At 61.9% G+C, this 26,637-nt stretch carries 21 protein-coding genes; 10 read left to right on the top strand and 11 right to left on the bottom strand.

Going from position 1 to position 26,637, the window contains the following annotated elements:
- Nucleotides 1–2,512 precede the first annotated feature (2,512 nt).
- Both C6571_RS20290 and C6571_RS20295 read right to left on the bottom strand, forming a co-directional pair.
- Nucleotides 2,513–2,797, bottom strand: a complete 285-nt coding sequence (locus C6571_RS20290; protein WP_170094855.1) for a hypothetical protein — start codon at nucleotides 2,795–2,797, stop codon at nucleotides 2,513–2,515.
- Nucleotides 2,798–3,296: 499 nt separating this feature from the next.
- On the bottom strand, nucleotides 3,297–3,545 hold the full coding sequence (locus C6571_RS20295; protein ID WP_170094857.1) for a hypothetical protein: 249 nt from the start codon (nucleotides 3,543–3,545) through the stop codon (nucleotides 3,297–3,299).
- Between the two features lie 681 nt (nucleotides 3,546–4,226).
- On the opposite strand from C6571_RS20295, the gene C6571_RS18645 reads away from it, so the two are divergent.
- The 7 genes from C6571_RS18645 to C6571_RS18675 all read left to right on the top strand — a co-directional run bounded on the left by C6571_RS18645 (nucleotide 4,227) and on the right by C6571_RS18675 (nucleotide 12,112).
- Nucleotides 4,227–5,042, top strand: coding sequence for a tetratricopeptide repeat protein (locus C6571_RS18645; protein WP_106448394.1), 816 nt, complete (start codon nucleotides 4,227–4,229; stop codon nucleotides 5,040–5,042).
- Nucleotides 5,043–5,114: 72 nt separating this feature from the next.
- Nucleotides 5,115–7,655: a fibronectin type III domain-containing protein gene (locus C6571_RS19910; protein ID WP_211300763.1), complete on the top strand. Its 2,541-nt coding sequence runs from the start codon at nucleotides 5,115–5,117 to the stop codon at nucleotides 7,653–7,655.
- An 8-nt stretch (nucleotides 7,656–7,663) separates the two neighbouring features.
- A complete protein-coding gene (locus C6571_RS18655) occupies nucleotides 7,664–8,404 on the top strand; it encodes a hypothetical protein (RefSeq protein WP_106448395.1) in 741 nt (246 codons plus the stop codon).
- Nucleotides 8,405–8,416: 12 nt separating this feature from the next.
- Nucleotides 8,417–9,151, top strand: coding sequence for a DsbC family protein (locus C6571_RS18660; RefSeq protein WP_106448396.1), 735 nt, complete (start codon nucleotides 8,417–8,419; stop codon nucleotides 9,149–9,151).
- A gap of 85 nt (nucleotides 9,152–9,236) precedes the next feature.
- Nucleotides 9,237–10,295 (top strand): hypothetical protein, encoded by a 1,059-nt coding sequence (locus C6571_RS18665; RefSeq protein WP_106448397.1) that lies wholly within the window; start codon nucleotides 9,237–9,239, stop codon nucleotides 10,293–10,295.
- Nucleotides 10,296–10,355: 60 nt separating this feature from the next.
- Nucleotides 10,356–10,823, top strand: a complete 468-nt coding sequence (locus C6571_RS18670; protein ID WP_106448451.1) for a LexA family protein — start codon at nucleotides 10,356–10,358, stop codon at nucleotides 10,821–10,823.
- Nucleotides 10,824–10,825: 2 nt separating this feature from the next.
- Nucleotides 10,826–12,112, top strand: coding sequence for a Y-family DNA polymerase (locus C6571_RS18675; protein ID WP_106448398.1), 1,287 nt, complete (start codon nucleotides 10,826–10,828; stop codon nucleotides 12,110–12,112).
- A 157-nt stretch (nucleotides 12,113–12,269) separates the two neighbouring features.
- On the opposite strand, the gene C6571_RS18680 is transcribed toward C6571_RS18675, so the two are convergent.
- From C6571_RS18680 to C6571_RS18710, 7 genes are all read right to left on the bottom strand, one after another.
- On the bottom strand, nucleotides 12,270–12,578 hold the full coding sequence (locus tag C6571_RS18680) for a hypothetical protein (RefSeq protein WP_106448399.1): 309 nt from the start codon (nucleotides 12,576–12,578) through the stop codon (nucleotides 12,270–12,272).
- A gap of 9 nt (nucleotides 12,579–12,587) precedes the next feature.
- Nucleotides 12,588–12,923 carry a DUF1294 domain-containing protein gene (locus C6571_RS18685; protein ID WP_245901596.1) on the bottom strand — a complete coding sequence of 112 codons (336 nt, stop codon included), beginning with the start codon at nucleotides 12,921–12,923 and terminating at the stop codon, nucleotides 12,588–12,590.
- Between the two features lie 66 nt (nucleotides 12,924–12,989).
- On the bottom strand, nucleotides 12,990–13,469 hold the full coding sequence (locus C6571_RS18690; protein WP_106448401.1) for a DUF411 domain-containing protein: 480 nt from the start codon (nucleotides 13,467–13,469) through the stop codon (nucleotides 12,990–12,992).
- Between the two features lie 114 nt (nucleotides 13,470–13,583).
- Nucleotides 13,584–13,778: a hypothetical protein gene (locus C6571_RS18695; RefSeq protein WP_106448402.1), complete on the bottom strand. Its 195-nt coding sequence runs from the start codon at nucleotides 13,776–13,778 to the stop codon at nucleotides 13,584–13,586.
- Between the two features lie 9 nt (nucleotides 13,779–13,787).
- Nucleotides 13,788–14,726 (bottom strand): thioredoxin domain-containing protein, encoded by a 939-nt coding sequence (locus C6571_RS18700; protein ID WP_146139383.1) that lies wholly within the window; start codon nucleotides 14,724–14,726, stop codon nucleotides 13,788–13,790.
- A 49-nt stretch (nucleotides 14,727–14,775) separates the two neighbouring features.
- Complete coding sequence (locus C6571_RS18705; protein WP_106448404.1) at nucleotides 14,776–15,492, bottom strand: thioredoxin domain-containing protein; 717 nt, start codon at nucleotides 15,490–15,492, stop codon at nucleotides 14,776–14,778.
- A 5-nt stretch (nucleotides 15,493–15,497) separates the two neighbouring features.
- Nucleotides 15,498–16,898 (bottom strand): GspE/PulE family protein, encoded by a 1,401-nt coding sequence (locus tag C6571_RS18710; RefSeq protein WP_146139384.1) that lies wholly within the window; start codon nucleotides 16,896–16,898, stop codon nucleotides 15,498–15,500.
- 53 nt (nucleotides 16,899–16,951) lie between these two features.
- On the opposite strand from C6571_RS18710, the gene C6571_RS18715 reads away from it, so the two are divergent.
- Nucleotides 16,952–21,019, top strand: coding sequence for a DEAD/DEAH box helicase (locus tag C6571_RS18715; RefSeq protein ID WP_106448406.1), 4,068 nt, complete (start codon nucleotides 16,952–16,954; stop codon nucleotides 21,017–21,019).
- A gap of 232 nt (nucleotides 21,020–21,251) precedes the next feature.
- Here the strand turns inward: C6571_RS18715 and C6571_RS20300 are convergent, their stop codons facing one another.
- Nucleotides 21,252–21,473: a helix-turn-helix transcriptional regulator gene (locus C6571_RS20300; protein WP_106448407.1), complete on the bottom strand. Its 222-nt coding sequence runs from the start codon at nucleotides 21,471–21,473 to the stop codon at nucleotides 21,252–21,254.
- Nucleotides 21,474–21,995: 522 nt separating this feature from the next.
- Between C6571_RS20300 and C6571_RS18725 the strand changes: the two genes are divergently transcribed.
- Together C6571_RS18725 and mobH are read left to right on the top strand one after the other, a co-directional pair.
- Entirely contained in the window at nucleotides 21,996–22,478 is a 483-nt protein-coding gene (locus C6571_RS18725) for a FlhC family transcriptional regulator (RefSeq protein ID WP_106448408.1), read from the top strand.
- On the top strand, nucleotides 22,478–24,868 hold the full coding sequence (gene mobH, locus C6571_RS18730; protein ID WP_106448409.1) for a MobH family relaxase: 2,391 nt from the start codon (nucleotides 22,478–22,480) through the stop codon (nucleotides 24,866–24,868). The genes C6571_RS18725 and mobH overlap by 1 nt, the downstream gene beginning before the upstream one ends.
- Here mobH and C6571_RS18735 read toward each other — a convergent pair whose 3' ends face one another.
- Entirely contained in the window at nucleotides 24,869–26,587 is a 1,719-nt protein-coding gene (locus C6571_RS18735) for an ATP-dependent helicase (RefSeq protein WP_146139385.1), read from the bottom strand. It abuts the gene before it with no gap.
- Between the last annotated feature and the right edge of the window lie 50 nt (nucleotides 26,588–26,637).

The following is a 26,637-nucleotide window of genomic DNA, read 5'->3' on the forward strand; positions in this document are numbered from 1 at the left end:
CCCGCTGTTGCATCGGCACCGGCCGCCGTGAGCGCGCCGAACGAGGCGGCGCCTCAACCAGCAGCCGCCCCTGCCGTCGCCCCTGCGCCGGTGGTGGCCAGCGCGCCGAGCGAGGCATCGCCCCAGCCCGCGGCAGCTCCCGCTGTCGCACCTGCACCGGCCGCAGTGAGCGCAGCGCCCGAGGCCGCGCCTCAGCCCGCGGCGGCTCCCGCTGTCGCACCTGCACCGGCAGCGACCAGCGCAGCGCCCGAGGCAGCGCCCCAGCCAGCGGCAGCGCCTGCCGTCGCCCCTGCGCCGGTGGCGGCCAGTGCGCCGAGCGATGCGGCCCCCCAGCCCGCGGCAGCTCCCGCTGTCGCACCTGCACCGGCAGCGATCAGCGCAGCGCCTGAGGCCGCGCCTCAGCCCGCAGCGGCTCCCGCTGTCGCAGCGGCACCGGCCGCAGTGAGCGCAGCGCCCGAGGCCGCGCCTCAGCCCGCGGCGGCTCCCGCTGTTGCATCGGCACCGGCCGCCGTGAGCGCGCCGAACGAGGCGGCGCCTCAACCAGCAGCCGCCCCTGCCGTCGCCCCTGCGCCGGTGGTGGCCAGCGCGCCGAGCGAGGCATCGCCCCAGCCCGCGGCAGCTCCCGCTGTCGCACCTGCACCGGCCGCAGTGAGCGCAGCGCCCGAGGCCGCGCCTCAGCCCGCGGCGGCTCCCGCTGTCGCACCTGCACCGGCAGCGACCAGCGCAGCGCCCGAGGCAGCGCCCCAGCCAGCGGCAGCGCCTGCCGTCGCCCCTGCGCCGGTGGCGGCCAGTGCGCCGAGCGATGCGGCCCCCCAGCCCGCGGCAGCTCCCGCTGTCGCACCTGCACCGGCAGCGATCAGCGCAGCGCCTGAGGCCGCGCCTCAGCCCGCAGCGGCTCCCGCTGTCGCAGCGGCACCGGCCGCAGTGAGCGCAGCGCCCGAGGCCGCGCCTCAGCCCGCGGCGGCTCCCGCTGTTGCATCGGCACCGGCCGCCGTGAGCGCGCCGAACGAGGCGGCGCCTCAACCAGCAGCCGCCCCTGCCGTCGCCCCTGCGCCGGTGGTGGCCAGCGCGCCGAGCGAGGCATCGCCCCAGCCCGCGGCAGCTCCCGCTGTCGCACCTGCACCGGCCGCAGTGAGCGCAGCGCCCGAGGCCGCGCCTCAGCCCGCGGCGGCTCCCGCTGTCGCACCTGCACCGGCAGCGACCAGCGCAGCGCCCGAGGCAGCGCCCCAGCCAGCGGCAGCGCCTGCCGTCGCCCCTGCGCCGGTGGCGGCCAGTGCGCCGAGCGATGCGGCCCCCCAGCCCGCGGCAGCTCCCGCTGTCGCACCTGCACCGGCAGCGATCAGCGCAGCGCCTGAGGCCGCGCCTCAGCCCGCAGCGGCTCCCGCTGTCGCAGCGGCACCGGCCGCAGTGAGCGCAGCACCCGAGGCAGCGCCTCAACCCGCAGCCGCTCCTGCCGTCGCACCTGCTCCAGTGGCGGCCAGCGCGCCGCCCGAGGCCGCTCCCCAGGCTGTAGCCGCTCCCGCCGTCGCACCTGCGCCAGTGGCGCCCAGTGCGCCGACCGAGGCAGCGCCTCAACCCGCAGCCGCCCCTGCCGTCGCCCCTGCGCCGGTGGCGGCCAGTGCGCCGAGCGATGCGGCCCCCCAGCCCGCGGCAGCTCCCGCTGTCGCACCTGCACCGGCAGCGACCAGCGCAGCGCCCGAGGCCGCGCCTCAGCCCGCAGCGGCTCCCGCTGTCGCACCTGCACCGGCCGCAGTGAGCGCAGCGCCCGAGGCCGCGCCTCAGCCCGCAGCGGCTCCCGCCGTCGCAGCGGCACCGGCCGCAGTGAGCGCAGCGCCCGAGGCAGCGCCCCAGCCTGCGGCAGCACCTGCCGTCGCCCCAGCTCCGGTGGCGGCCAGCGCGCCGAGCGATGCGGCCCCCCAGCCCGCGGCAGCTCCCGCTGTTGCATCGGCTCCGGCCGCCGTGAGCGCAGCGCCCGAGGCCGCGCCTCAACCCGCAGCGGCTCCCGCTGTTGCACCGGCACCGGCCGCAGTGAGCGCAGCGCCCGAGGCAGCGCCCCAGCCTGCGGCAGCACCTGCCGTCGCCCCAGCTCCGGTGGCGGCCAGCGCGCCGAGCGATGCGGCCCCCCAGCCCGCGGCAGCTCCCGCTGTTGCATCGGCTCCGGCCGCCGTGAGCGCAGCGCCCGAGGCCGCGCCTCAACCCGCAGCGGCTCCCGCTGTTGCACCGGCACCGGCCGCAGTGAGCGCAGCGCCCGAGGCAGCGCCCCAGCCTGCGGCAGCACCTGCCGTCGCCCCAGCTCCGGTGGCGGCCAGCGCGCCGAGCGATGCGGCCCCCCAGCCCGCGGCAGCTCCCGCTGTCGCACCTGCACCGGCAGCGACCAGCGCAGCGCCCGAGGCAGCGCCCCAGCCAGCGGCAGCGCCTGCCGTCGCCCCAGCTCCGGTGGCGGCCAGTGCGCCGAGCGATGCGGCCCCCCAGCCCGCGGCAGCTCCCGCTGTCGCACCTGCACCGGCAGCGATCAGCGCAGCGCCCGAGGCCGCGCCTCAGCCCGCAGCGGCTCCCGCTGTCGCAGCGGCACCGGCCGCAGTGAGCGCAGCACCCGAGGCAGCGCCTCAACCCGCAGCCGCTCCTGCCGTCGCACCTGCTCCAGCAGCGGCCAGCGCATCGAGCGAGGCAGCGCCCCAGCCCGCAGCCGCTCCTGCCGTCGCACCTGCTCCAGCAGCGGCCAGCGCACCGCCCGAGGCCGCGCCTCAGCCCGCAGCCGCTCCGGCTGTCGCACCTGCTCCAGCAGCGGCCAGCGCATCGAGCGAGGCAGCGCCCCAGTCTGCAGCCGCCCCTGCCGTCGCACCTGCGCCGGTCGCGGTCAGCGCGCAGCCCGAGGCCGCGCCCCAGTCTGCAGCCGCCCCTGCCGTCGCACCTGCGCCGGTGGCGGTCAGCGCGCAGCCCGAGGCCGCGCCTCAGCCCGCAGCGGCTCCCGCTGTCGCAGCGGCACCGGCCACAGTGAGCGCACCGCCCGAGGCCGCGCCTCAGCCCGCAGCCGCCCCTGCCGTCGCACCTGCGCCGGTGGCGGTCAGCGCGCAGCCCGAGGCCGCGCCCCAGCCCGCAGCGGCTCCCGCTGTTGCAACGGCACCGGCCACAGTGAGCGCACCGCCCGAGGCCGCGCCTCAGCCCGCAGCCGCTCCGGCCGTCGCACCTGCGCCGGTGGCGGCCAGTGCGCCGCCCGAGGCCGCGCCTCAGCCCGCAGCGGCTCCCGCTGTCGCAGCGGCACCGGCCACAGTGAGCGCACCGCCCGAGGCCGCGCCTCAGCCCGCAGCCGCCCCTGCCGTCGCACCTGCGCCGGTGGCGGTCAGCGCGCAGCCCGAGGCCGCGCCCCAGCCCGCAGCGGCTCCCGCTGTTGCAACGGCACCGGCCACAGTGAGCGCACCGCCCGAGGCCGCGCCCCAGTCTGCAGCCGCCCCTGCCGTCGCACCTGCGCCGGTGGCGGTCAGCGCGCAGCCCGAGGCCGCGCCCCAGCCCGCAGCGGCTCCCGCTGTTGCAACGGCACCGGCCACAGTGAGCGCACCGCCCGAGGCCGCGCCTCAGCCCGCAGCCGCTCCGGCCGTCGCACCTGCGCCGGTGGCGGCCAGTGCGCCGCCCGAGGCCGCGCCTCAGCCCGCAGCGGCTCCTGCCGTCGCACCTGCGCCGGTGGCGGTCAGCGCTCCGAGCGAGGCGGCGCCTCAACAAGCAGCCGCTCCCGCTGTCGCACCAGCTCCGGTAGCGTCCAGCGCGCCGAGCGAGGCAGCGCCTCAACAAGCAGCCGCTCCTGCCGTCGCAGCAGCGCCGGCCGCCACCACCGCACCGAGCGATGCAGCACCCCAACAGGCATCGGCTCCCGCTCCGCAACAGCCAACAGCGCCTTCCGTTGAAACCGTGCCCGGATCTGGGGGCGCTTCTAGCGGCGCGTCTCTCCCCACTCTCGGAGGCGGGGGCGGGGGGGTGCTGACTGGCGGAGGGGCAGCAAACGGCTGGGGCGGTGGCGGAGCAGCGCAGCCTAACAGCCAACCTCAGCAGGGAAATGGACGGCCTCAGCAAATCCAAGGAAGGCAGGGTTCCAATTCGCGAACGATCCCAGGTAGGCAATAGGTTCTATTGAGATCGAGACGCGACGGTTGCAAGCGCGTCTTGAGCCAAAGTTGAAGGCGCTTCTTTCTAGGATTGCTCAATCCATAAGCGCCCTCAACGAACGCTCTCCTATGAAACCCTTCCGAAAAAAAGGCGCTACCGCGATCAGCACAAAGCTCCTGGCCTTCGTGCTTTTGACCGTTGGTGCGCTGCAGGCATCGGCTGCGAGTTCTTGTAGCTACCCGCAAGACGAAATCAGCTCGTTGCGGATCGACTATGCCAAGGCGCCTTATCCATCGGGCTATGGGAAGTTTGATGGCCCGATCAGAAGCTGGGACATGCTGGATATACCGCGGGACGGGCAAGCTGAAGCCTCGCGCCTTTTTGTTCAGGCCAAGACTTTGATGAGTCAAGGCGATGAAGACCGCGGCATCAGGCTAGCAAATCGTTCAGCCGAGTGTGGGGATGATGATGCCATTATGTTCCTCGCAGAGCTGAGCATAGCCCGTAATAATAATAATGGCGCAGCCAAATACCTTGAATTAGGCAGCAAAAAGAACTTGCCAAAGGCGAAGTACCTTCTGGCCGAACAATACGATCAAGGCGCGCTTGGATTCCCTAAGGATCTGAAGCGCGCTTTTATTTTGTATTACGCCGCCGCCCAAAGCGGAATACCTCAGGCCATGTCGGCAGTTGCTTACTACTTTGTTCGTGGGCAGCATGGGGTGAAAGACGAATTGGCAGCGCTACATTGGTATCACAAGGCAGCCTTGGCCGGCCATGTGGAATCAATGACGGCTTATGGCTGGATGCTCATGGTCGGTAAAGGTGGTCCGGTGGATCGTGAAGAGGCCGCCCATTACTTGCACAAAGCGAAGGCATTGGGTGACAGGCAGGCCAGAGTGTTTCTAAGTGACCTCGCAATCACTACAAAGAATGTTCGGTGAAAGTAACCCAAACTGGGCAGTGAACAGCGAACAGCCACCATGCATATGGCAGATTTTTGAGGGGATAAAGTAATGAAACATCTTCTGAAGGTGTGCCGAGTTCTTGCGTGTTTGGCGCTTGCGTATCTTGCGCCAAGTCTTGCTTTTGCTCAGTTCGCGGTAACTATCCAAAACCAATCTCAGACGCTTTCTAATAATTACGAACTCAAGTACGGTGCGTCCGTTGTATATACCGGATCACTGTCGCCTGGTCAGAGCATCACGAGAACAGGCGCTTTTGACATGGTGTTGATTTACAATCCAAGTGGCGGACAGGCTTGCTCGGGGATGGCTCCGGTCTGTACCACAATGTACTCCACTCGTACATTCGGAGTTAATTCCACCACGACTATTCTTTTTGGCGATGATCATCCCGAATGCGCGGCAGCCCCATTGACTTGGGGGCCTGGTAATTACTGTTCCGCGGTTGCACAAACTACATTAAATGGGCAATCGATCGTCATTTCAAACTCTGCGGCCGGCGCAATAGGAAGCGCAACTGCTGTTTGCAATAGCGCCGTTTGGGAAGTCAGCAATCCAACCTGTTCTGCATCCCTGAGCGCTCCGGCGTCGGTGTCAGCGACGGACGGCACGGTTGTTGGCAAGATCACTGTGACCTGGGGGGCGGTCGCAAACGCCACCGGCTACGACATACGCCACCGCAAGCAGGGTGCCCCTTCATGGACCACTGTGAGCAATGTGACCAGCGGCTGGCAACTCACTACAGCGGACGAGTCGGTTTTCGAATTCCAAGTTGTTGGCAAGAACGTCGCGGGCGAAGGGACGTGGAGTGGGACCGAGACGGGGAACATCGCCAAAGGCTGCGCGACGCAAACCCTGAATTGGGGACCAAGCAACTACTGCGCAGCTTCGGCTGCAGCAGGGGCCGCGGGCACCTCGCGAGCTCTCAGCAACACCACGGCGGGGGCCAGCGGCGGATCGACGGCGGTGTGTAATGGCGTCACCGGCTCCTGGGGCCAGAGTGCATCCACCTGCAACGCCAGCCTGAGCGCTCCGGCGTCGGTGGCTGCGACGGACGGCACGGTTGTTGGCAAGATCACTGTGACCTGGGGGGCGGTCGCAAACGCCACCGGCTACGACATACGCCACCGCAAGCAGGGTGCCCCTTCATGGACCACTGTGAGCAATGTGACCAGCGGCTGGCAACTCACTACAGCGGACGAGTCGGTTTTCGAGTTCCAAGTTGTTGGCAAGAACGTCGCGGGCGAAGGGACGTGGAGTGGGACCGAGACGGGGAACATCGCCAAAGGCTGCGCGACGCAAACCCTGAATTGGGGGCCAAGCAACTACTGCGCAGCTTCGGCTGCAGCAGGCATCCAGGGCACGTCACGGACCCTTACAAACACGACCTCAGGGGGCAGTGGTGGCGCGACCGCGGTGTGTAACGGGCTCACGGGAAGCTGGGAACTAAGCGCGACCACTTGTACCGCCAACCTATCTACCCCAGTAGCGGTATCGGCAACCCAGGGCACGCTGGATGGCGCCATAAAGGTTACCTGGGGCGCAACTCCTGGGGCGTTGAGCTATGAATTACAGCACCGCAAGGCGGGTGATGCAAATTGGGTCGCTGCAGGTACCGTTTCGAGTGGGTGGCAACTGACGATAGCAGATGCGGCCGATCATCAGTTCCAAGTGCGGGCGGTTAATTCCGTAGGGACAAGCGGGTGGAGCACGGCGGTAACCGGTTGGGCCCAGCGGTGTGCCGCGGCATCGATTGGCTGGGGCACGGCGAATATGTGCAGCGGTAATGCTCAAACAACCGCAAATAATGGGACGAGCTCCCTGATTAATATGAGCCCCGGTGCGACAGGTACAGCCAGTGCGGTTTGTACCAATGGCGCTTGGGTTGTTGGCGAAAACACGTGCTTGTTCGAACTAAGCGCAAATGCAACTGATGGCACAATTGAAGACGCCGTTAATATCACCTGGGAAATGTCGTACACAGGGGGAGGTAGCGTAACGTATGACCTGTTCCGGGACGAAGAGTCGATTGCCACGGGGATTACTCCGAAAGAATTCCTTGATTCCGCAGCGACCAGAGGAGCAATTCATATTTACAAGGTGCAAGCCAAAGTTGGAGGAGTAGTGGTTGGGGAAATAACCGACACGGGGTTTATTCCAGAATGCCGAGCCGCCCGTTTTATTGGAGCGAGTCTCAGTGGGGACATGGCGTCGGTTAACGGCTTAATTGAGCAATGGCAATGTCTCTCTGAATTGAATGCAACTCGCGCGATAGACGCCGCAGCCCCTGAAGCGCTTTCGGTGAGCGGTAGCGGCGCGTACAAGAGCTTTTCCATCCCACTTAGCGCTGGACTCGCGGACGGGAATCACGTGGTTCATCTAACTCTTGAATCGGTGGGGGTAGGTATCAATTCCAATCGCACATTCGATATTCCGTTCACACTGAATCGAGCCTCCATCGCCGTCAAAAATCTGTCTATCATCTACAACGGATCCCTGGCAGTTAATGGATTGGAAGCAAACTCCATTGGTCGGTTTGGTGTCCGCATGGATGGGGGCTCCGGGATCGGTTTTGCTGAGGAAGTGAAGTAGATCCGGAGATGCGCCCGAAGTGGGCGCGTTTCACGTCTATTGCGCCCCCATCGTTGCTTAATATCAACGACATGCCTATCAGCTTCCATGAGATTGCTCTTACGAGGCGGCGCGCTTTGTGCGTCTTGGCTTCCGCGGCTTACGGCCCAGTGCACGCACTTGCGGAGAATGCTCAGCCCAGGAAGAAGCAATTGACGGAAGATGAGCGGTATTTGCTCCCTGCACTCACCGTCAACAACTGGCTTGCAATTGACCAAACCTCGCTATCGGATGTGCAGAGCAACGTGCAGTCCATTGTGGCGAACACCAGAGGGGCGACGCTCCACACAGGACCGTCTGAAATTACGCATGGCGAGGCGTTAACCATGAGTTCCGTCGCGCCCCTTCTGGGTGACCCGTGGCTTCGCGTGTTGTCAATAGCGTTTAATCCAAAAAATAAACTGGAACTTGTGATTTTCATGTTCCAGAGGAAGCCCAATGACGCGAACGTAGAAACGATAATCAATCGACTTACGAAAAAACTGGAGTTTCTTGCCCCGCCTATCTTGATCGCGGGCACGGACGAAGAGGCGGCAGATCGCTACTATATTTTCGATATTGGCAAGTTTGTAGTGGAGCTCTCAATCCCCCAATACAGCTCCTTGATCCCGGTGTATTTCACCACGAAAGCAACCCATAAAACAATGCGTACGGCCGATGGCACGTATGACAAATTCAGCAATTATTTGGAAAAGAAATCCCGAAGCTAACTGACTTCTATTATGTTCAAAAAAATCTTTGCACTAATTTTCGCGGCGGCGGGTCTTGTTGGCGCGGCGACTGCAGCGCAACCAATGGACGCGCTTGTCGGTGTTCTGAAAAAGAGCATGCCAGGTCTGAATATCGACTCGATCAAAGAGACGCCCATGAAGGGGATATTTGAGATTGTCTCGGGTGGCGACGTGGCGTATGTGTCCGGGGATGGTCAGCACATGATTCAGGGCACCTTGTTTAATGTGCCCAAGCGCAAGAATCTTTCCGACGAGACTTTGCAGAAGGTGCGCTTGAAGGCATTGGCCGGCATCGACGAATCGGCGCTGATTGTTTATCCGGCCAAGGGCAAGGCGCTTCACACGATCACTGTGTTTACCGACCCGTCTTGCCCCTATTGCCATCGGCTGCATGACGAGCTCGCGCAGCTCAATGAGCTGGGCGTCACCGTGAAATACGCACTCTATGCCCGCAATGGCGGCGGCACCCTCACGGGACGGCAACTCCAAGAGGCACTTTGCTCCACGGATCCCAAGGCGTCCGTGGACGGGTTCTTCAAGAACTCTCAGCGCCCGACCGAAGGGGGCGATTGCAGCCAGGTCGCAGCGCTCGACAAGATTGCCGCGACCGCGCGCCTCGTCGGCCTCCAAGGCACGCCGCACATCGTCACGGACACGGGCCTTTCCTTTTCGGGCTACAGGCCTCCGCAAGAGATGCTCAAGCTGCTGGAACGCGGCGCACTCTAAACCGATTGCATGGATCCCTCCTCGGAGCCAACCGGCTCCTTTGCCGCCCTATCCGCAGGGCGGTTTTTTTTTGAGGCGAACGAGAATGACCCGGTTTCTCCCATCGGCCCTGGTATCTGCCGCCTTGGTGGCCATCGCGACCCTGCAGCCCGCTGATGCCGCCCAAACGTGCTCGGGGCTACCGAAAGCGGGTACCTTGCTCGCGAGCGAGCCACTGGCAGACGGTCTGACCGCCCACTCAGCCGCAGCAGTGGTGATCCGAAATGAACTGGGGGTAGAGGCGGCAGTCATCTTGAGGAACAAAACAGACAGCTCGCGGCAGGTGTTGCGCCTGGCGTCCACCTCGGCGGCCAGCATGGTGCTTGCGGGCGCAAGCTATGGTCTGGAGATTGCAGTAGGTGACCGCTGGTGCGACGCTGACAGAGGCTTTCTGGAAGGGAAATCCTTCCGGATCGTCGGGGGCATGAAGGCGCTCGCTGGAGCTGGCGTGGCGGTGGCCGTGAAGCGTCACGCAGCGGATCCGGCCAAGATCAACGTGGTCTTCGAACCCCTGGCCGTTGACCCTCAAGAAATGCAGCGCGCGATAGCGGCAATGCAAACTGGGTGGCGGGCTGTTCCCAGACAGGACTCATCCGATACCCCCCCGAAGCTTCAAGGGCCTGCCACCTTGCCGCAGGCTGGGCAATGGCTCACGGAATCGACCGAGCGAGTGCGCGGGGTGTTTGTGGATCACATCCAAAATGGGGCACACATCAGCACATGGCTGCGTGATGCGATGGTGCTGGGCGTGCTCCCGATGCTCTTGCTTTTCTTCTTTGGGATATGGTCGCTGGTAGGGTGGGCCCGTCGCAGGCCCCGGTCGAAGCCTGAACTCTGGATAGCGCCGAGTGTTTCTGGCGGGACGGCATTGGCACCAGGCTATGAGGACGGCGAATCTCCCATCCGTCCGTCGCAATCAAAGCAAACCCAGATGGGCGAAGCGTTCACTAACTTCCAGCGCAAGCGGCTACTGAGCATGTGCATGGGAGATGCAGGCAAAGCACAACGGCTCATCAACTTCGAGCACAGGAGAGATTCGCGCCTATGTGACGAGGATGCGGCGCGCCGTGCCATCGAGCGCTGGGAGCGCGACATGAGCTCGTGATCGGCGCGACGCGCAACGATGGGGGGTGGCGCATATACTGTGAAGATGTACAGTTGTTCTGTGTCATCGCTCCCCAATTCGGAAGCTCGCCTGTTCGGGCGTGCATCGATAGATCCATGCACTTTGGAGTTGCCACTTGCTGCAGTCCGCGCCAAGTTGGGGTTCCCTTCGCCGGCTGAGGATTTCCAAGATGGCGCGATCGACCTGAACCGCTATCTGGTGCGCAATCCAGCGGCGACTTTCCTGTATCGCGCTCATGGCAACTCAATGCTGGACGCGGGCATCGTGAGCGGTGACGTTCTGGTTGTTGATCGTAGCGAGCAACCGCAAGACGGTGACATCGTGCTCGCACAGTGGGAGGGTAACGCGCCGGTGTGCAAGGTGCTGCGCTTGCGCAGCGCGCACATGGAGCTGCACAGTTGCAATTCACAGGTTCCTCCGATCATCATCAAGGGGGAGTGCGAGGTGGAGGTGTTCGCTGTCGTGGCGGTCGCCAGACAAGTTCGGCGGGAGCACGCCAGTCGGTAAGCATGTTCGCTCTGATTGACATGAACAACTTCTACGCGAACTGCGAAAGGTTGTTCCAGCCCGAACTGCGCGGCAGGCCATTGATCGTCTTGTCCAACAACGATGGCTGCGCCATTGCGCGCAGCGATGAAGCCAAGGCCCTCGGCGTGAAGATGGGCCAGGCGCTGCATCTGATACCCCCAGCGGTTCGCCGTCAGCTCGCCGTGCGCTCAGCCAATTTCGCGCTGTATGGCGACATCTCGGCGCGCATCGGGACAATCCTAAGAGAGGCGGCGCCGCGCATCGAGACCTACAGCATCGACGAGTCATTCCTTGATCTGCAGGGCATGCGTGATCGCACCAGGTTCGCCTTCGATTTGCGCGCGCGAGTGCAACGCTGGACGGGCATCGCCAACTGCGTTGGCATAGGGCCGACAAAGACTCTGGCCAAGCTGGCGAATTACGTGGCCAAGAGCGCTGTGCGCAAGCCCGGAAGCTATCCGGCAAGCCTCGGCGGTGTGGCCAACTTGGCGGAGATGACAACGGCCGATCTGTACACCATCTTGCGGGCGACCCCGGTGGATGAGGTCTGGGGGGTTGGGCGAAAGTGGGGAGCACGGCTGCAAGAGATGGGCATCACGACCGCGGCCGATCTGCGGGATGCTCCCGTGTCGCTTGTTTTGGAGCGCTTTGGGGTGGTGCTCGCGCGCACGCAGCAGGAGTTGGCTGGGAGCCCCTGCATAGATCTGCAGGAGGTCGAGCCTGACCGACAACAGATCATGGTTAGCCGGTCCTTTGGTGCCAAGGTGGGGGAACACGAAGCAGTGTTTCAGGCGCTGGCCACGTTTGCCGTTCGAGCGTGCGAAAAGCTTCGCCAGCGCAGCCTTACGACTGCTGCTGTGGGGATATTTGTCGGAACCGATGTGTTCGACCGGGGCCCCTTTCAGCACTTCCCTCATCGCAGCATGAACCTGCCTGCGGCAACGAGTGACACCCGGATCGTGCTCGAAGCGGTGCGCCAGATGCACCGAGGAATGCTCAAGCCGAAGACGCTCTACAAGCGTGCAGGTGTTTGGTTAATGGATTTGGCGCGCCCGCAAGTGTTGCAGCGGGATCTGTTTGGCGATGGGCGAGTGGGCGATGATGAGCTCATGGCCGCGATCGATGCGATCAACAATCGTTGGGGGCGCGGCACAATTGGCGTGGCGGCAAGTGGTTGGGCGGCACGCCCGCAGTGGGCGATGCGCCAGAGGCACCTGTCGCGCAGGTGGACCACGAGCATTGCAGAGCTGCCGGTAGCGCGGTGCTAGCGCGCCCGAGAATGGCGGCTATCAGATTGAGTGGGGGGTAGCGCAGTCATGGTCCTCAAACTTGCATATGGTTGGTTGTGTTGATAGGCCTGAAGGTCTCTTATTCTGCGCTCCCAACCGATCCAGGAATCGCACAGCTTGCCTCGGGTGGTGTGCGCTAAAACGGAGCCACTTCAGGGCCAACTTCAACCAACGTGGATGAGACATGCTCCACCAGTGGCTCCCCGTGAAAAGTGACACGCGAGGGCACCGTTAGGGGTATTGCGGCCTCGACGATCTGAAAAATTCCAAAGGTCCGCCCAGGATGCTCACGGCCAAGGCGCTGTGCTTCCGACCGTGCGCTGATCAGCGATGTCTGCAGCACACTCGGGCGCCCCTTCTCGTCGATCCGCTTCGCGCCGCGATACCCTTCCCAGGCATGGGCATCGGTGATGTCGAGGATGAGGCAAGGGGTTTCGTTGTCCATCGGGACCTCCTAAAGAATCCAGAGCATCGCGTACGTGCCGCCGAGGTTTAGCAGCACGCACAACCAGGACGAGACCAGGAATCCGGTTTTCAGGGTCTTGTGCCGAAACAGTTGCCTGGCGAGGTATGCCATGGGCCAACCCCCCAGTACCTCCAGCGTATGCAATCGCGCTTCGCTCACTCGCCAACCCCGGCGAAGCGCGGCAAGCTTGTCGGCCCTGTACACCAGCAGCGTCACTATGTTAAGCAGCAGCAGCGCGGCAAGCCAATGCCACGAAACGATCCCTGAGAACACGGCGCGCAGCCAGAGGGTGCTCCAGATGATCGACAAGATGGCGACAACCACTGGCGCGAGTGCCCCTCGGGTACGTTTCTTCGGCCGGTTGGACGCTGTTGCCGATCGCATGCGGCCTCAGTGCCTGGCGAATACGCGGGTCTTGATCTGACCGCCCGGTGTCTTGCTCACCAGCAGAACGGAATAGGGGTCCATGCGTCCACGATACGCAGGGCCATCCATCCCAGGGCTACCGATTGGCATGCCGGGGTTGGCCAAGCCGATGGCGTCAGGCCCTAATTTGAGCAGTCGAAGCACGTCTTCGGCGGGGATGTGACCTTCAAGCAGGTAGTCATTGACCAATGCCGTGTGGCACGAACCGAGGGCGTCTGGCAGGCCCAGGCGCGCGCGAATTTCTTGGTTGCCGTCCTCGTGCTGCCTGACCTGAAATCCGTGCGCACGCATGTGTTCAACCCAGAATTTGCAGCAACCGCAACTGGGGTCTTTCCAGACATCGACGATGGGCAAACGCGACTTTTCGGGCGCTGCCGCCCATGCCGAGGCGGTGCCAGTCAGGAATACGGCGGGAAGTGAGGCAAGAAGGGATCGGCGTTTCATCCTGGTGTCTTCAGTTCAAAGATGAGGGAGGGGTGAAGTGGTATCGCGTGGAGCTTCATTGCGCGCTTCGCGAGCTGTGCAACACGGTGGGTCCTCTGCCTGTGGGCGGGGCTTCTACGGCTGGAGGCTGACGCGCTGGGAAATGATTGCGCGTACGCTGGCGAGCTCCCGTGCGCTCTCCTCATCGGCTGCGGAGATCAACACAAAGTCGTCGCTCATCCACGAATACGGCGCACCGTCTCCGACAGCCTGCAGCGTGCCGTCTGGCCACACTCGGTAAAAGTCGTACTCGCTGCCAGAGTTGGCCAAAACAGAGCCTCACCGGGTCAGTAGCGTTTCCCAGTCCTGCCGGGACTGGGGCAGCATCACGTACTTGACCGATTCGCCCTTGGTGTCGTACACGAGCGGCAGGGTATCCAGGCGTGCCAGCATGGCTTGGTTGGAGTTGTCTTCGAGCTGGAAGATGCCAAGCCCCATGGCTTGTTTGAGCTTGGCTTCCTTGCGCAGGCGAGAGGGTTCCATCCAGGGGGTGTCCTTACCCTTCTCGGCAAACTCCATGAGTCGCTGGATACCGTCGCCCGAGACCTTCTGGTACCCCATCGCCATGGCCATGGCGCCGGTGGCTTTTTCGTCCTTCCCAGCGGACACAAGCACGATGCGCAGGCCGCGGGTCTTTTTGCCGCTCTTCACGAGCGATTGCTGCAGGCGCACGACATTCAGCAAAGAGGATCGGCCAGACTCATGCCCGAGGTCCACCACGAACTGCACAGGGGCGGCCTTGCTGTCTTTGCTCCCATCCACTACCAGACCGTGCATGCCTTGAGGCCGCAGTGCATTGGCCGGGTTGTCGGCCAGCGTGCCGCGGACATAGCGCTCAGTCATCAGGTTCAGGTCACGCTCCTTCTCCATGTCGATCAGCATGCCGACGAACAGGTAGCGGCTGGATTTGTCCGTATAGAACACGAACAGCTCCTGCTTACCCTCAGGGTGCTGGTCGTTCATGATGTCGGCCTGCACCACGAAGCCATTCAGGCCTTGCACAGGTGTTTCCACCTTGCTCACCACCTTCGGGTTTTTGACTTCGCCTCGATCGCCGCTGCTCAGCATGGCTTCGAGTTTTTCGCTCTTCTTGAGCCAGTCCGGAATGCTGGGGTCGTCTTGCGAAATCGCAGAGGCCTTTACGCTCGCTTCCGCATTGAGGGGAGACTGCTTTGCGAAATACCCGGAAATTCCGTCAGCGGCCTGTGCGACGGGCATGGCCAGAATGCAGGCAAAACACCCAATGGAGAATACGAGCCGGGTCAGCTTAAAGCGCATTGAGCCCCCCTTGAATAAGACGGCTGGTCAGGGCATTGAGCAGCAACAGAAACTGCTGGGGATCGCCGCCAGCGTGGTCCGGGGTCACAACGACCTGGCCGCCGATCGCAACTGAAGGGGTCGCCTTCAGACCGTACGTCGAAATCATCATGGCGTGGTTCGGGATCTGCTTTTCGATTGCTGCTCCGTGCTGCTTGATGAACGCGCGCAGATTTACCAACGGCACTTCCGCTTGCTGGCCAATGAGCCGGATCACTTCATCGGCAGTGATGATTTGCTTGGGGGCAACGCCAGCATCCTTGTCACCCTGCACGTAGGTGTACATGGCGTAGTCGTAGAGCTTGAGCTTGGACGGTGCCAAGCCTTGCATGAGCAGACGACCATAGATGGCCAGGACCAGGTTGTCGGAGTCCGATGTGAGGACAGGAGTGGCCTCAAAGCGCAGAGGCGAGGGGAGGGTGTTGCCCCATTGAACGATGCCGTTGTGATAGCTGCGACAAAACTGGCAGTCATAGGTAAAGAGCAGGCGAACGCGGTCTTTGTCCGCCTTGACGACTGAGGGCACTTTGTCGTAGGGCTTGCCGACCGGGCTCTCAGGAGCCGTATCCTGCAGGCTTGTGGTTCGCCTTTTCTCCAGCCCGTAGGAGGGAAGGGTGGCCAAGGCAATGGCGCCGAGAAGCGCTCGGCGAGCTACAGAGAAGGACATTTCAACTACTCGACAATGAAACTGGAGCCAGCCACCGACATGGATTCGTGCAATGAAGTGACGCCCGAGAGCACCATGCGCATTGCATGCTGCGAGAGCGTCTGGTACTGGTCCTGGGCACGAGCTGCGCGCTCAAGGCCCTTGAGGTCGCCTTCCTCCACCGCTTGACGAACCTCCTGTGTGGGGAGGATCAATTCGAATACCGGCGTGCGGCCAACCCAGCCGCGCGAGCAGTGTTCGCAGCCATCCCGGTTGGCGGCGTAAACCACGTCAGTGCAATTCACTTCGGATTCGGGCACGCCCTGAGCCAGCATTTGCGCGCGGGCATACGAATCGATGGGCTTGGCCACGCGGCAGTGCGGGCACAAGCAGCGCACCAGGCGTTGCGCCATGAACCCACCAATGGACGCAGCCAGCGCGTTGGCGTCCACGCCCAGATCCAACATGCGGGTAAGAGAGATCGCGGCGCTGTTGGTGTGCAGTGTCGAAAGAACGATATGCCCAGTCAGGGAAGCCTGCGTTGCGATGCGCGCGGTGTCGCTGTCACGAATTTCGCCGACCAGGATCACATCCGGGTCTTGGCGCAGCATCGATTTGAGCGCCGAGGCGAACGTGAGGTGCTCATTTGTCTGGGATTGGACGATTCCAGAGATTCGGTATTCGATCGGGTCCTCGGCGGTAATGATTTTTACCTTCGGGGTGTTCAGGTGTTGCAAGATGCCATAAAGGGTGGTGGTTTTGCCCGATCCCGTGGGGCCCGTCACCAGCAGCAGCCCCTGGGGTTGCGCCACGATCATTTTGATCGCATCACGAACGGCACTTGGCATTTGCAGCTCATCGAGCCGCATCAAGGTCGAGGCCTGGTCCAACAGGCGACACACGATGGACTGCCCGACGCCGGTGGGCAGGATGCTCACCCGAACGTCCACCATGCGCCCATCCACCGAAAAGCGGAACTTCCCGTCTTGGGGGGTCAGCCGCTCCATGAGCGACTTCTTGCACTTGACCCGAAATTGCTTATCGAACTCCCGAGATGCCTGTAGCGGCTTGCGCGCAACTTCGTACAGCTCGCCATTTCTGCGGAAGCGCACGATGCACTCGCTTTCCGTGTCCTCGAAATGCACATCGCTGACCGCCTCTCGGGCCGCAGTGCAAAACACTTCATTGAGAAAAGCGACCGAGCTCGCGTCGGTCGCTCCCGTCGAGATGAACTCGGCGGGTTCTTTCGCAATTTCGTGGTGCACCCTGGTGTTGGCGCGGGTCTGCACTTCCATGTACATAGGAGATCCTCTGTATCCACTCGATAGAGAGCCATCATAGGAAACGAGGTGCGGCAAATGATGCTGAAATACGACAAAAACGGGCCTGTTTGCGCTCTGGAATAGCTTTCTCAATAAGCGTTGCAATTCAAATCAAAACAGATACAATTGGAATCAGAGATAAGGCATTAATTAAAATCATGGATACTTTAGCGGTCCGCGCTTCGTCCCTTACCGACTGTCGTTTCGAAGTGCGGTGGCGATGGCACAAGAACAACACCCCTCAGCCCATTGGCGGGGTCATCAACGTCGAAGTCCCTGTGAGCCATCTGGGGGACGCTGCGGCATTGGCGGAGCTGCGGGCACTTTTCTACTTGCTCGAAGAGCGAAAGGTGCATGGGAACGGGGCCAATCGTCTCGGCTCCGGCATAACAATCGAGCAGTCTTTTGGGGCCGTAAAGAAGGCGCTCGCAAAAAAGGCCCTGAAGACCTCGGGCGTTGGCAATACCGAAAAGCGTCACATCGCGGCAGCAACGGAATTCCTGGCCACCAAATTCTTTGGCGCAAAGATTGTGGTTGAGCCACGAGACAAACAATTTCAATTCAAGCAATTCGAATCAATTCCGGTTGAATTGATGCAGACATTCCCACGCGTAAGGCTGCATCACGACGGATTCGATGGTGGGATAGCGGTTTCCCGGCACGCACTGCACAGACAAGTGGGCCGGGTGGACCAGGGCCGCATTCCAAGCCTTGAAAACGATTTGAGCGATGTGCCGGATGCGCGGTTTGAAGCGGCCTGGGGTTGGTTCGCCAAGATTCTTTCGGGGGACAAGCTGGAAGAGATGTTTGCCAGGCCCGATGCAAAAGCACGCCGCGAGCGTTACACGGGATCGCGGTATTTGCACTTCCCGAGCTCCACGGTTCCTGCGGTCCTGGTCATTACCCCCGAGGCACAGGGATGGGCACTTGCGACGGTGCTTCGCAGGGAGCAAACCGGATTTCTAAATTGGCCCCGATTGCAGCCGGAGCGCAGCTCCGCCGCGATCGATTTCGTTAGGAGACAGATCATGCAGAAGACATTTCGGTTTTGGCGCGTTCTGGAGGCGCTTACGCCCAACGAGGCCGCCCGAGTTGACCGTTCCGGCACCCTGCCTGTGTATGGCGTGGATGTGTCTGCCGCAGGGGCAGCGCTGCCCTGGAATGACCCGGAGCACCTTGCCCGCCACGTTGATGCAGGCACGGTTTGGAGCTACAACATGCAAGGGGGTGTGCATGATGCTGCCTCGGTCTTTGCCTTGGCGGTGAGGAACCTTCAGCAAGCGGGCCACTACGCTGCCGACCAGCGCTCGCGCAAAGCGCGTCTGTTCGATCTCGATTTCGATGCGCAGGGCTATCCCGTGGCCACCTCATTTCGCCTTTCTCTGGCAGCCTGGGCCGCAGGCTACTTGGCACAGCCAGGTAATTCGGTGCAGAGCCTCATTGCAGTAGGGGCTAGCCGCCAGCAAGCACCTGCTGACGAAACGGGTCGCCCAACCACCGGATTCAGCGAGTTCGATGCCGCGGAAGCCTCGCTCTTGGCCTGGGTGCGCGACGAGGCTCGGGCGCTACGTGCGCAAAGTACCCCCGCAAAACCTGCGTGGGTGCGATCAGTTGTTCAGCGCGTGCTTGACGCAACAGGACTTCCCAATTCGATTTTTGATGGGGCCCTCCCATGCCACATCAAGGCCGCCCAGGTGCGCGAAACTGCAGACAAGGACACCTCAGAATCGAGTGCCTTGCTCGGCAGTTTTTTTGTCGAAGACCTCGCTAAGCTTGAGCATTCGGTAGAGCAGCGTCGAATTGGGCAAGCGCTTGCGACGTTTTTGCGTGGCTCACACGGCATCAAAAGACTCGATGTCCGATCGCCAGATGCAGAGAGCGTTTTGCTGGAACGGCTGCACCCTCGGAACATGCCCCAAGGCCGTTGGCCCTCTGATCATGCGCTGGTGTTCAGCCAGCAACTGGCCGTCAACAGTGCCTGGCAAGAGCTTCGGGATGGGGCTGGCCTGTTTGCTGTAAATGGGCCACCCGGAACGGGCAAAACCACCATGCTGAGGGATGTCGTCGCTGCCGTTGTTACCGAGCGCGCGGCCGTATTGGCGCGTCTCGGCGCGAGTGTGTTTTCCGCAAAGCGGGCCTGCCGCGTTGGGGACACATGGGTGCCTTACTACGAGTTAGGGCCGGAGCTCTCGGGCTACTCGATCGTGGTGGCGTCGTCGAATAACGGCGCGGTGGAAAACGTTACGCGCGAATTGCCTGGGATTGAATCGGTGCCGACTAGGGTGGGGACGCGCGGGGAGGGATATTTCCGCGAGATCGCTTCTCAAGTGGCCATGAAAGATGCCTGGGGATTGTTGGCCGCGCCGCTGGGCAAAAGCGGCAATCGCAATGCGTTTCTCCGCGCGTTTTGGTGGGGCGGCGGGCCGTCCTCTGAAATCGCCCCGAGTGTCGAGCCGAGGGGCATGCGGGCGCACCTCAAGAATTTGCAGAGCATCCCTCAGTTGGCGGATCTACGCTGGGAGAATGCGCGCATTCAGTTCGCTGCGGCACAACAGCGCGAGCGTGAAGCACGCTTGGCCATGGAAGCGGTAGCGGGCCGAGCAGATGTTCTCGCCAAACTCGTTACCGATCACGCAAGCGCCAAGAGCCGAATACTGACCTTGATCGAGGCTGCGGTTCAGCAGCGTGCCGACGCTCAAGCAGCCGGGGACGTATTGCGCGACCACACGGAACAGCTCGCCTCTCTGGTCAAGTCTTTGAGCGATCTTGCGCAAGCCAAACTGGCCACCCTCAGACAAAAACCGGGGGCCGTCAACTGGGTCCTGACTTTGGGTGGGGCGCATCGCCAATGGCGCAAGCGGTACGGGCAACAGTTGTCCCAGTACGAGGCGATGCGTACCCAAGCGCAGCTTGGCAAAGAGCGCCTGGAGGCGGCCGAGGCCGAAGCGATCGCCCTGACGGACACGTACATAGCCACCGTGCATGCGGCGAAGCAACTGCGCAAACAGCTCACCAGGATCTCCAAGAACATCGAGAACGAAGAAAGGCAGATGCACGCTGACCAACAGGCATTGGGAAGTGCCTGGCCCCGTACGGATGTGCTGGGCACTGAACGCGAGACAGGGAAGCCTTGGGCCTCGGCGCAATGGCTGCAGGCTCGGCAAGATGTGTTTCTGTCCGCGCTGGATTTGCACCGCGCGTTCATCGAGAAGAACGCAACACAGATCGTTGCAAACATCGGCTTGGCGAGCGACTGGCTCAACGGCAAGAGAATGCCTACCGAGCTGGCCCAACTGGCGCTCGATTCCTTGTGCCTGGTCGTGCCTGTGATCTCAACGACTTTCGCGTCCATGTCTCGCATGGGCAGGGATCTTGGCCCTGAGAGCATTGGCTGGCTGTTGATTGATGAAGCAGGGCAAGCCTTGCCACAACATGCAGCGGGGAGCCTTTGGCGCGCCCGCAGGGCGATTGTCGTAGGAGACCCTTTGCAGCTCGAACCGGTGCAGGCGCTCCCGGCCTCGGTCGAAAGTGCGGTGGCGGCGGCCTGTGGTGCCCCCGTGCGCCTTTGGCCAAGTGTGGGCTCTGTCCAAGGGCTTGCGGATCAAGCGTCCCAAATCGGGACCATGGTTGGGGAAGACTCAAGTGGCGCTGTCTGGGTCGGATGCCCGCTGCGGCTGCATTGCCGCTGCGATGAGCCCATGTTCTCCATCAGCAACGAAGTCGCCTATGACGGTCAGATGGTGCTCGGAAAGCGCGCCCAGACATCAACCCTGCCCCCCAGTGCCTGGCTGCATGTCAGTTCTCGTGCTGCAGACGGACACTGGGTCGAAGACGAAGGCGAATCGTTGCAGGATCTCTTGGAAGTTCTTCGGGGCGCCCATGGAGTTGATCCACAACAAATCGCGCTCATCTCGCCGTTTAGAGAGGTGGCCAGACAACTGCGCGCCATAGGCCGTCGCCACGGCATAGAACCCGGCAAGATGGGAACAGTGCATACCGCACAGGGCAAGGAAGCCGAAGTTGTTGTTCTCGTTCTCGGGGGCGACCCGCAGGCGCCTGGGGCAAAGGCCTGGGCAGCATCGAAGCCGAATCTGGTCAATGTGGCGGTGTCCCGCGCCCGCCAGCGGCTCTACGTTGTAGGGGACCGAAAGGCCTGGAAAGGCCACCGCTACTTCGAAGTGCTGGCCAAGCACCTGCCGGTGAAATCCAAGAGCGAGAAGCTCTAAAGCTTTCCTTTGTCCACGTCTGCTGGACCGATCAAGGGGGTCAGGGGAGCGGGCGAGGACATGCCAGTTTCGTAGCGCGCAAGCTTCACTGCTTCTTGGCTTCGTGCCGCAAAACCACGGGTCAACATGGCGAAAGCGGGTGGGTCAAGTGCGGCAAGCTCTCGAAGGGATTCCTCCAGGAGACGCAAATCTGCCCTCAAGTGCTCGGACAGGGTGTCCTGACGAGCCCTCCTCAGTCTCGCTCCTTCTCCCGTGAGCAGCCAATTGATATTGAGCCCTGTCCCGCATAACTTTGCGAGGGTTTCGGCGTTGGGGCCGTGCCATCGGTTTCGTATTTCCGTAGCGTGGTCCGATCCACACCAAGGCAATCGGCAAGGCCGGCCTGAGTCAAGCCGCGCGATGTCCGCCACAGGCGAAGACGTTCTCCAATGGATGTTGTTGCTGGCAAAACCATAAATGATTTCCGGAAGCAGAGACAACGCCCACGGCGTCCCGAATTTGCTCAATCAAGGTAGTGTCTCACACTGCGGCCGGGCAGAACGGGCATCTTCTTGGGAGTTGTTTGCTTGCGAAATGATGACATATATCATCGTTATCAATGTTAACTGTAGTGGCAACGCATCATTCTGGAAACCATGTGTTACTCTTCGCGCAACCTTGTCACAGCCGAGACGCAACATGAATGACTTTGTTTCCCTTAACCGCGCTTTCTTGATGTTGGCCAGACAGCAAGCGTCCGACCCGGCGGCACCGCTGACGACTGGGCTCCCCAAAGAGACCCTGGCAAAGCTCAAGGAAATGTCGATCGGCCAAGTGGAGGATCTGGCCAAGAACCTGCCTGTGAGCGTATTTTCTGTGCGTCTTTCGCCTAAGCAGATGGACGTTGCGGCAGGCGCCGAACAAGGGGTAGCTTCGAAGTACGTGCTTGCAGCGCTGGCAGAGCGCACCGAATCGAGTGCCCGCACGGCGACCCCCAATGATCAGTGTCGCCGAGCTGCACGCGTACAACACCGCTACAGCACTGGTGCGGCGCAAGCTAAGGCTGTCGCTTGTTACGTCGCTTACCGGTGTTTCCCAGAGGACATTGCGTGGAATTTGGCGCGAGATTCACGGCGAGGGTGCGCCCAACGGCAAGCTCCCGGAATTTGCTCAGTCCCTCATCACCAGCCGACAAATAGCTGCATCGGCAGCAGCTTTTGTCAGCGTGTACCTGCAGCAGTACGGCCCAGTGAAGGGGGCAATCAATGCCGAACACCTGATGGGGGCTGTTGACCTCAGCGCGAGATTTGGCAACGAAGTGAACATAGCGACGGCGTTCTATTGCTTGCGCGACCTGAAGGCCGGGTTCCTCATGTTTCCAAAATGCTGCCAGTGCGGCGCACGGTATCTGTATGACAGCAGCGGCGGTAGGCATTTGGACCGATGCCCGTTTTGCTCACACGCACCTCTTAAACGCTGATGTTCTCCTGGCTTAGAAATTTGGTGGCCTCGCCCGCGCCGGGTAACGCCACGCCAGAGCACCTAAAACTCAAAGCGGCCCACAAGGACATCCCCCGCTACCCGCCTTTTATGAAGGGGTTGCCCACCCATACCCCAGAAGAGCTCCTTGAAACACAGGCCGACTTGCTTTTGGCACTCCAGCAGAGCTGTGATGCAACTCGAAGCGAATTCGAGAAGTTCTACCGCGCGTCCATTGTCCGCTTCGCTGCCTTCGTCCATTTGTTGCCCGCATCGCAAGCGCACCATCATCGGGGGGCAGGCGGCCTGCTACGTCACTCACTGGAAGTAGGGCTGTGGGCCTTGCGAGAGGCTGACAAGATGCCGCTCATCGGGCTCACGAAGACACCAGGCAGAAAAGGAATCATCGTCCCGCGTTGGCAATTGACGGCATTCCTGGCAGGGCTTTGCCACGATGTTGGCAAGCCGATGACCGATGTCTCGGTCCGCAACCACACGGCGACATCGCATTGGAAGCCCGTGAAGGAAACTCTCTGGGCCTGGGCCGATAGGCAAAGGGTTGATGCCTACTTTCTGGAGTGGCAGGAGAGCCGCGCGAGGCGCCATGTGGCCCTCACCGCAGCGATGGCCAAACACGTCATTACAGACAGCGAGATGGAATGGATTGATGAGGGCGATCCACAGCTTCTCGGGTGGCTCATGGAGACCCTCAACGGAACGCCGAGCAACACCAATCCCCTGTACGACATTGTGGTCCGCGCAGACCAAAAGAGCGTGGAGAGGGACCTCAAGAGCATCGGCGCTGCAATGGCAGGCTATGACCTCGGCGTGCCGGTGGAGCGAGTTCTCATCGACACGATGCACAGCATGGTGCGGCAGGGTGTTTGGCTGGTCAATGAGCCAGGGGCGAAAATTTGGTGTCTCGATGGCACCGTATTTGCCGTCTGGCCGACTGCCGGACAGGATCTAGCTACCGAAGTGCACCGCGACAACATTCCCGGCGTTCCTCGGAGCGCGGACGCCATCTTGGACATGCTGCTGGAGCGGCAGTTGGCATTCATGAATGGGGACGACTTTTACAAGATCGCCCCGTCCGTGCTCGCCAAAAAGATCCCGGACATCAAGCTCAATTGCATTCGCCTGCGCGATGACACCCTCGTCTCCAAGTTGCCCCTGGCGAGCATTGACGGCGTTGTGCTCAATGCCAAAAAGGCATCGGTGCCGGCACCTGATGACCAGCAGGCCGCTGTCTCGGGCGCGCCAAGCGAACCAGGGCAAACCTCGGCCGCGCCGAATCCTGTTCAGGCACAGAAGGCAACCCCAACCTCCCTTGAGCAAGTTGCTCAAGCTGCCCCGCGAGAAGAATCAGAACAGCCATCCCAGCCCAAGCGGGAGAGGGCGGTTAAACAAAAGAGCCAACCGTCCACGCGCAGCGCTCCGCAAGCGGGGCAAGAGTCGGTGGACGGCAACCGATCTTCGCCGCCCGCAAGAGAATTGCCAGGGCCAGCTACAGCTACAGCTACAGCTACAGCTACAGCTACGCGAGAACCAACTGAGTCCAAGCAGCCTTCTGAGGTCGTGCAGCTCAGCGGCGCGCTGGGCGAAGCGTTGAAGGCTCTCGCCGAAGATTTGAATGTGGGTGATAAGCAGTGGGGAGAGCACGCATTCATCGGGGACGATGGGCGCCTACTGCTGGCCTGGCCTGCCGCGTTTGCTGGTTATGGATTGTCGCCAAGCTCCATCATTGCGGAGTTCACAGAACGCAACTGGTGTAGTGCCGATCCAAATTTTCCGACGCGCAGAGTGATCGAGGTCGAGATCGAGGGGGCGCAGATCCGTGCAATGCGTCTGCACCATGACGTGAGCCAGACCCTGCTGCAAATTTGTGGAACTACCGGCGAAGCGGCCAAGAACAAGACAGCGCCGCCGCCCAAGCCCGAACTCCCGGCTACGCAGGTGGCCCCGACCGCAAAAACCAGCGTCGCAACTGAGACGCCTCCTGCGCCTACATCTGCCTCTTCCAGCCCACCCAAAAAGAAGCGAAAGAAGGATGCCTCGGCTGCAGGCCACATTGCCCCCAAGCACAGCAGCCCAGAAAACTTGGTACCTAAGACGGCCGAGCCCAACAGCACTGCACCCGTGCAGCCGTCTCTGCCCGCACCTGAGGAGGTGGCGCGTCAGGAATTCACCCTGGTGATGAAGGCGCTTGCTTCACTGCAGGCGCCGCCACAGGAAGACGGGTGGAGCGCAGCGCCCCTGAAGGATGCATTGGCAGCCATCCTTGAGCAGACCGGGAAAACCTATGGGCGTGCGGGGCTGTACAGCTTGGCCACAGCAAACAGGGACCGTCTCAAGCTGAGCAATGGCAAGCTGCTGTTCAAGCCCAGTTAGTTAAATCCCGGCCTCCTCCAAAAACCGCGACTCCGCGCCCTCTTGGAGTGCGCTGCTGATCACTAGACGCTGCTTGGCTCTGGTCATTCCCACGTACATCAAGCGGCGCTCTTCTTCCTCGGTGGAATCCGTGTGCGGAAGGTTTCCTTCCTCGCATCCCATGATCCACACGTTATCGAATTCAAGACCCTTGGACGAATGCAGAGTGACCAACTGCACCCTGAGGTCAGCCCCATTTTTCGAGCTACCGCCACGGGAGATGAAATCCACGCGCTGCGGCAAAGACCCCCTCAGTCCACCGAAGCTGTCTGCCAAGGCTTTGAACACGGGGACCTGGGCCGTTGGGGCGTAGCCACAAAGTAGATCTGCAATTGCTTCAGCCACAAGAGGCAAGCGGTCTTTGGACAGTTGCGTTGCCCAGGAAATGAATCCTTCGCGCAGAGCTGTGAGCACCTTCCTGCGGCTCTCATCATGTGGGGCAGCGAGCGCCTGGTCCAATCGGTCGAGGTAATGGCCCTCGCTGGTGCGCGAATGTTCATTGACCCACGTGGCATCGACACGACAAAACACCAGGGCATTGGCCACTCCTGTCCACGAGCCATCGGCCAGGCTGCGTAGGAGCCCCAGAAAAACACTTCCCACAGCGCGGTCCCAGATGCTCTTGCCTCCGACGCGTGTGTAACCCACCGCCAATTTTGTGAGGGCGAGTTCAACGGTATCCAGGATCGTGTTGGTTCGCCCGAGAACGGCCCACTGCTGCTCAGAAGGCGCAGCAACAGTGTGCGCAATCATTGAGACTTCATCGGCGCGCGTGGGGGTTCGCTGCACCTCCAGCACGCCCATGGTCGATTTTGCGGCCTGGATGTTTTTGTGGGCGCGATGCGGGTTCTTGACGATCAAGCGTGCCGCCGCGCCCAAAATGTTGGGGGCGCAGCGGTAGTTCACTGGCAGCGTGAGTTCGAGAGAGCTCAGCGCGAGAGAGGCCTCCTGCAGCCCTCCGTAGCCCAAGGCGTGCCGGAACGAATACAGGCTCTGGTCATCATCGCCGACCAGGGTGACCTCTACCCCTTTGCGGCCATAGTTCAGTATCCACTCAAGTTGTACGGCGTCCATGTCCTGCGCCTCGTCAACAAGCAGCCAGCGAATCGGAAGAGGCGACACGGACCCATCCTGCATGCCATGCACGGCGTTGAGCAGGATGTCTGAAAAATCCATCACCTGTTCAGAATGAAGAAGGCCGGAATACCTTTCGTAAATGCGTTGGACCGATACATCCGCAAATGCGATGTGGCCAGGCTGTGATTTCGCCTTGTCGATGAGTTTGCACACATCATCGAAGGGCACATCCGTCTCCTCTTCTTGCCAGCACCGCCTCAAAACAGCCCACCGCTCTCCGTCGCCCATCAGGCGTGGAGGGCGGCCACGGGAGCTTCGTTTGAGCTGCTCAAGTGCCAGGGAGTGAAAGGTGCCTGCGCCCAGTCGCCGGATGTGCTCTTGACCGCAGGATTCCAGTATTCGGGTTCGCAACTCGTTTGCGGCATCTCGCGTGAAGGTAACGGCGCACAGCCTGCCGAGCTCGTGGCTCTTGATCAGGTGCGCCGCGCGCTCGGACAGCACCCGCGTCTTGCCCGAACCGGGGCAAGCCAAGATGGTGCAGTGGCCTGACGAACGCACAGCGCGCTCTTGGAAGGGATTTAACTGCATGAACGTAGCGCTCAAGAAAAAACCCAGACACAGAATCCCGTGTCTGGGTCTAGCGGTACAAGGGG

It is taken from the genome of Simplicispira suum (assembly GCF_003008595.1).
GTDB classification, from domain to species: Bacteria; Pseudomonadota; Gammaproteobacteria; order Burkholderiales; family Burkholderiaceae_C; genus Simplicispira; species Simplicispira suum.

Excerpts from the sequence above, each read along its gene's own strand:
- C6571_RS18665 (WP_106448397.1), top strand. The coding sequence starts at position 9,237 with ATGACCCGGTTTCTCCCATCGGCCCTGGTATCTGCCGCCTTGGTGGCC.
- C6571_RS18715 (WP_106448406.1), top strand. The coding sequence starts at position 16,952 with ATGGATACTTTAGCGGTCCGCGCTTCGTCCCTTACCGACTGTCGTTTC.
- C6571_RS18700 (WP_146139383.1), bottom strand. The coding sequence starts at position 14,726 with ATGCCCGTCGCACAGGCCGCTGACGGAATTTCCGGGTATTTCGCAAAG.
- C6571_RS18725 (WP_106448408.1), top strand. The coding sequence starts at position 21,996 with ATGATCAGTGTCGCCGAGCTGCACGCGTACAACACCGCTACAGCACTG.
- C6571_RS18660 (WP_106448396.1), top strand. The coding sequence starts at position 8,417 with ATGTTCAAAAAAATCTTTGCACTAATTTTCGCGGCGGCGGGTCTTGTT.
- mobH (WP_106448409.1), top strand. The coding sequence starts at position 22,478 with ATGTTCTCCTGGCTTAGAAATTTGGTGGCCTCGCCCGCGCCGGGTAAC.
- C6571_RS18705 (WP_106448404.1), bottom strand. The coding sequence starts at position 15,492 with ATGTCCTTCTCTGTAGCTCGCCGAGCGCTTCTCGGCGCCATTGCCTTG.
- C6571_RS18655 (WP_106448395.1), top strand. The coding sequence starts at position 7,664 with ATGCGCCCGAAGTGGGCGCGTTTCACGTCTATTGCGCCCCCATCGTTG.
- C6571_RS18680 (WP_106448399.1), bottom strand. The coding sequence starts at position 12,578 with ATGGACAACGAAACCCCTTGCCTCATCCTCGACATCACCGATGCCCAT.
- C6571_RS18690 (WP_106448401.1), bottom strand. The coding sequence starts at position 13,469 with ATGAAACGCCGATCCCTTCTTGCCTCACTTCCCGCCGTATTCCTGACT.
- C6571_RS19910 (WP_211300763.1), top strand. The coding sequence starts at position 5,115 with ATGAAACATCTTCTGAAGGTGTGCCGAGTTCTTGCGTGTTTGGCGCTT.
- C6571_RS20290 (WP_170094855.1), bottom strand. The coding sequence starts at position 2,797 with ATGCGCTGGCCGCTGCTGGAGCAGGTGCGACAGCCGGAGCGGCTGCGG.
- C6571_RS18675 (WP_106448398.1), top strand. The coding sequence starts at position 10,826 with ATGTTCGCTCTGATTGACATGAACAACTTCTACGCGAACTGCGAAAGG.
- C6571_RS18645 (WP_106448394.1), top strand. The coding sequence starts at position 4,227 with ATGAAACCCTTCCGAAAAAAAGGCGCTACCGCGATCAGCACAAAGCTC.
- C6571_RS20300 (WP_106448407.1), bottom strand. The coding sequence starts at position 21,473 with ATGGTTTTGCCAGCAACAACATCCATTGGAGAACGTCTTCGCCTGTGG.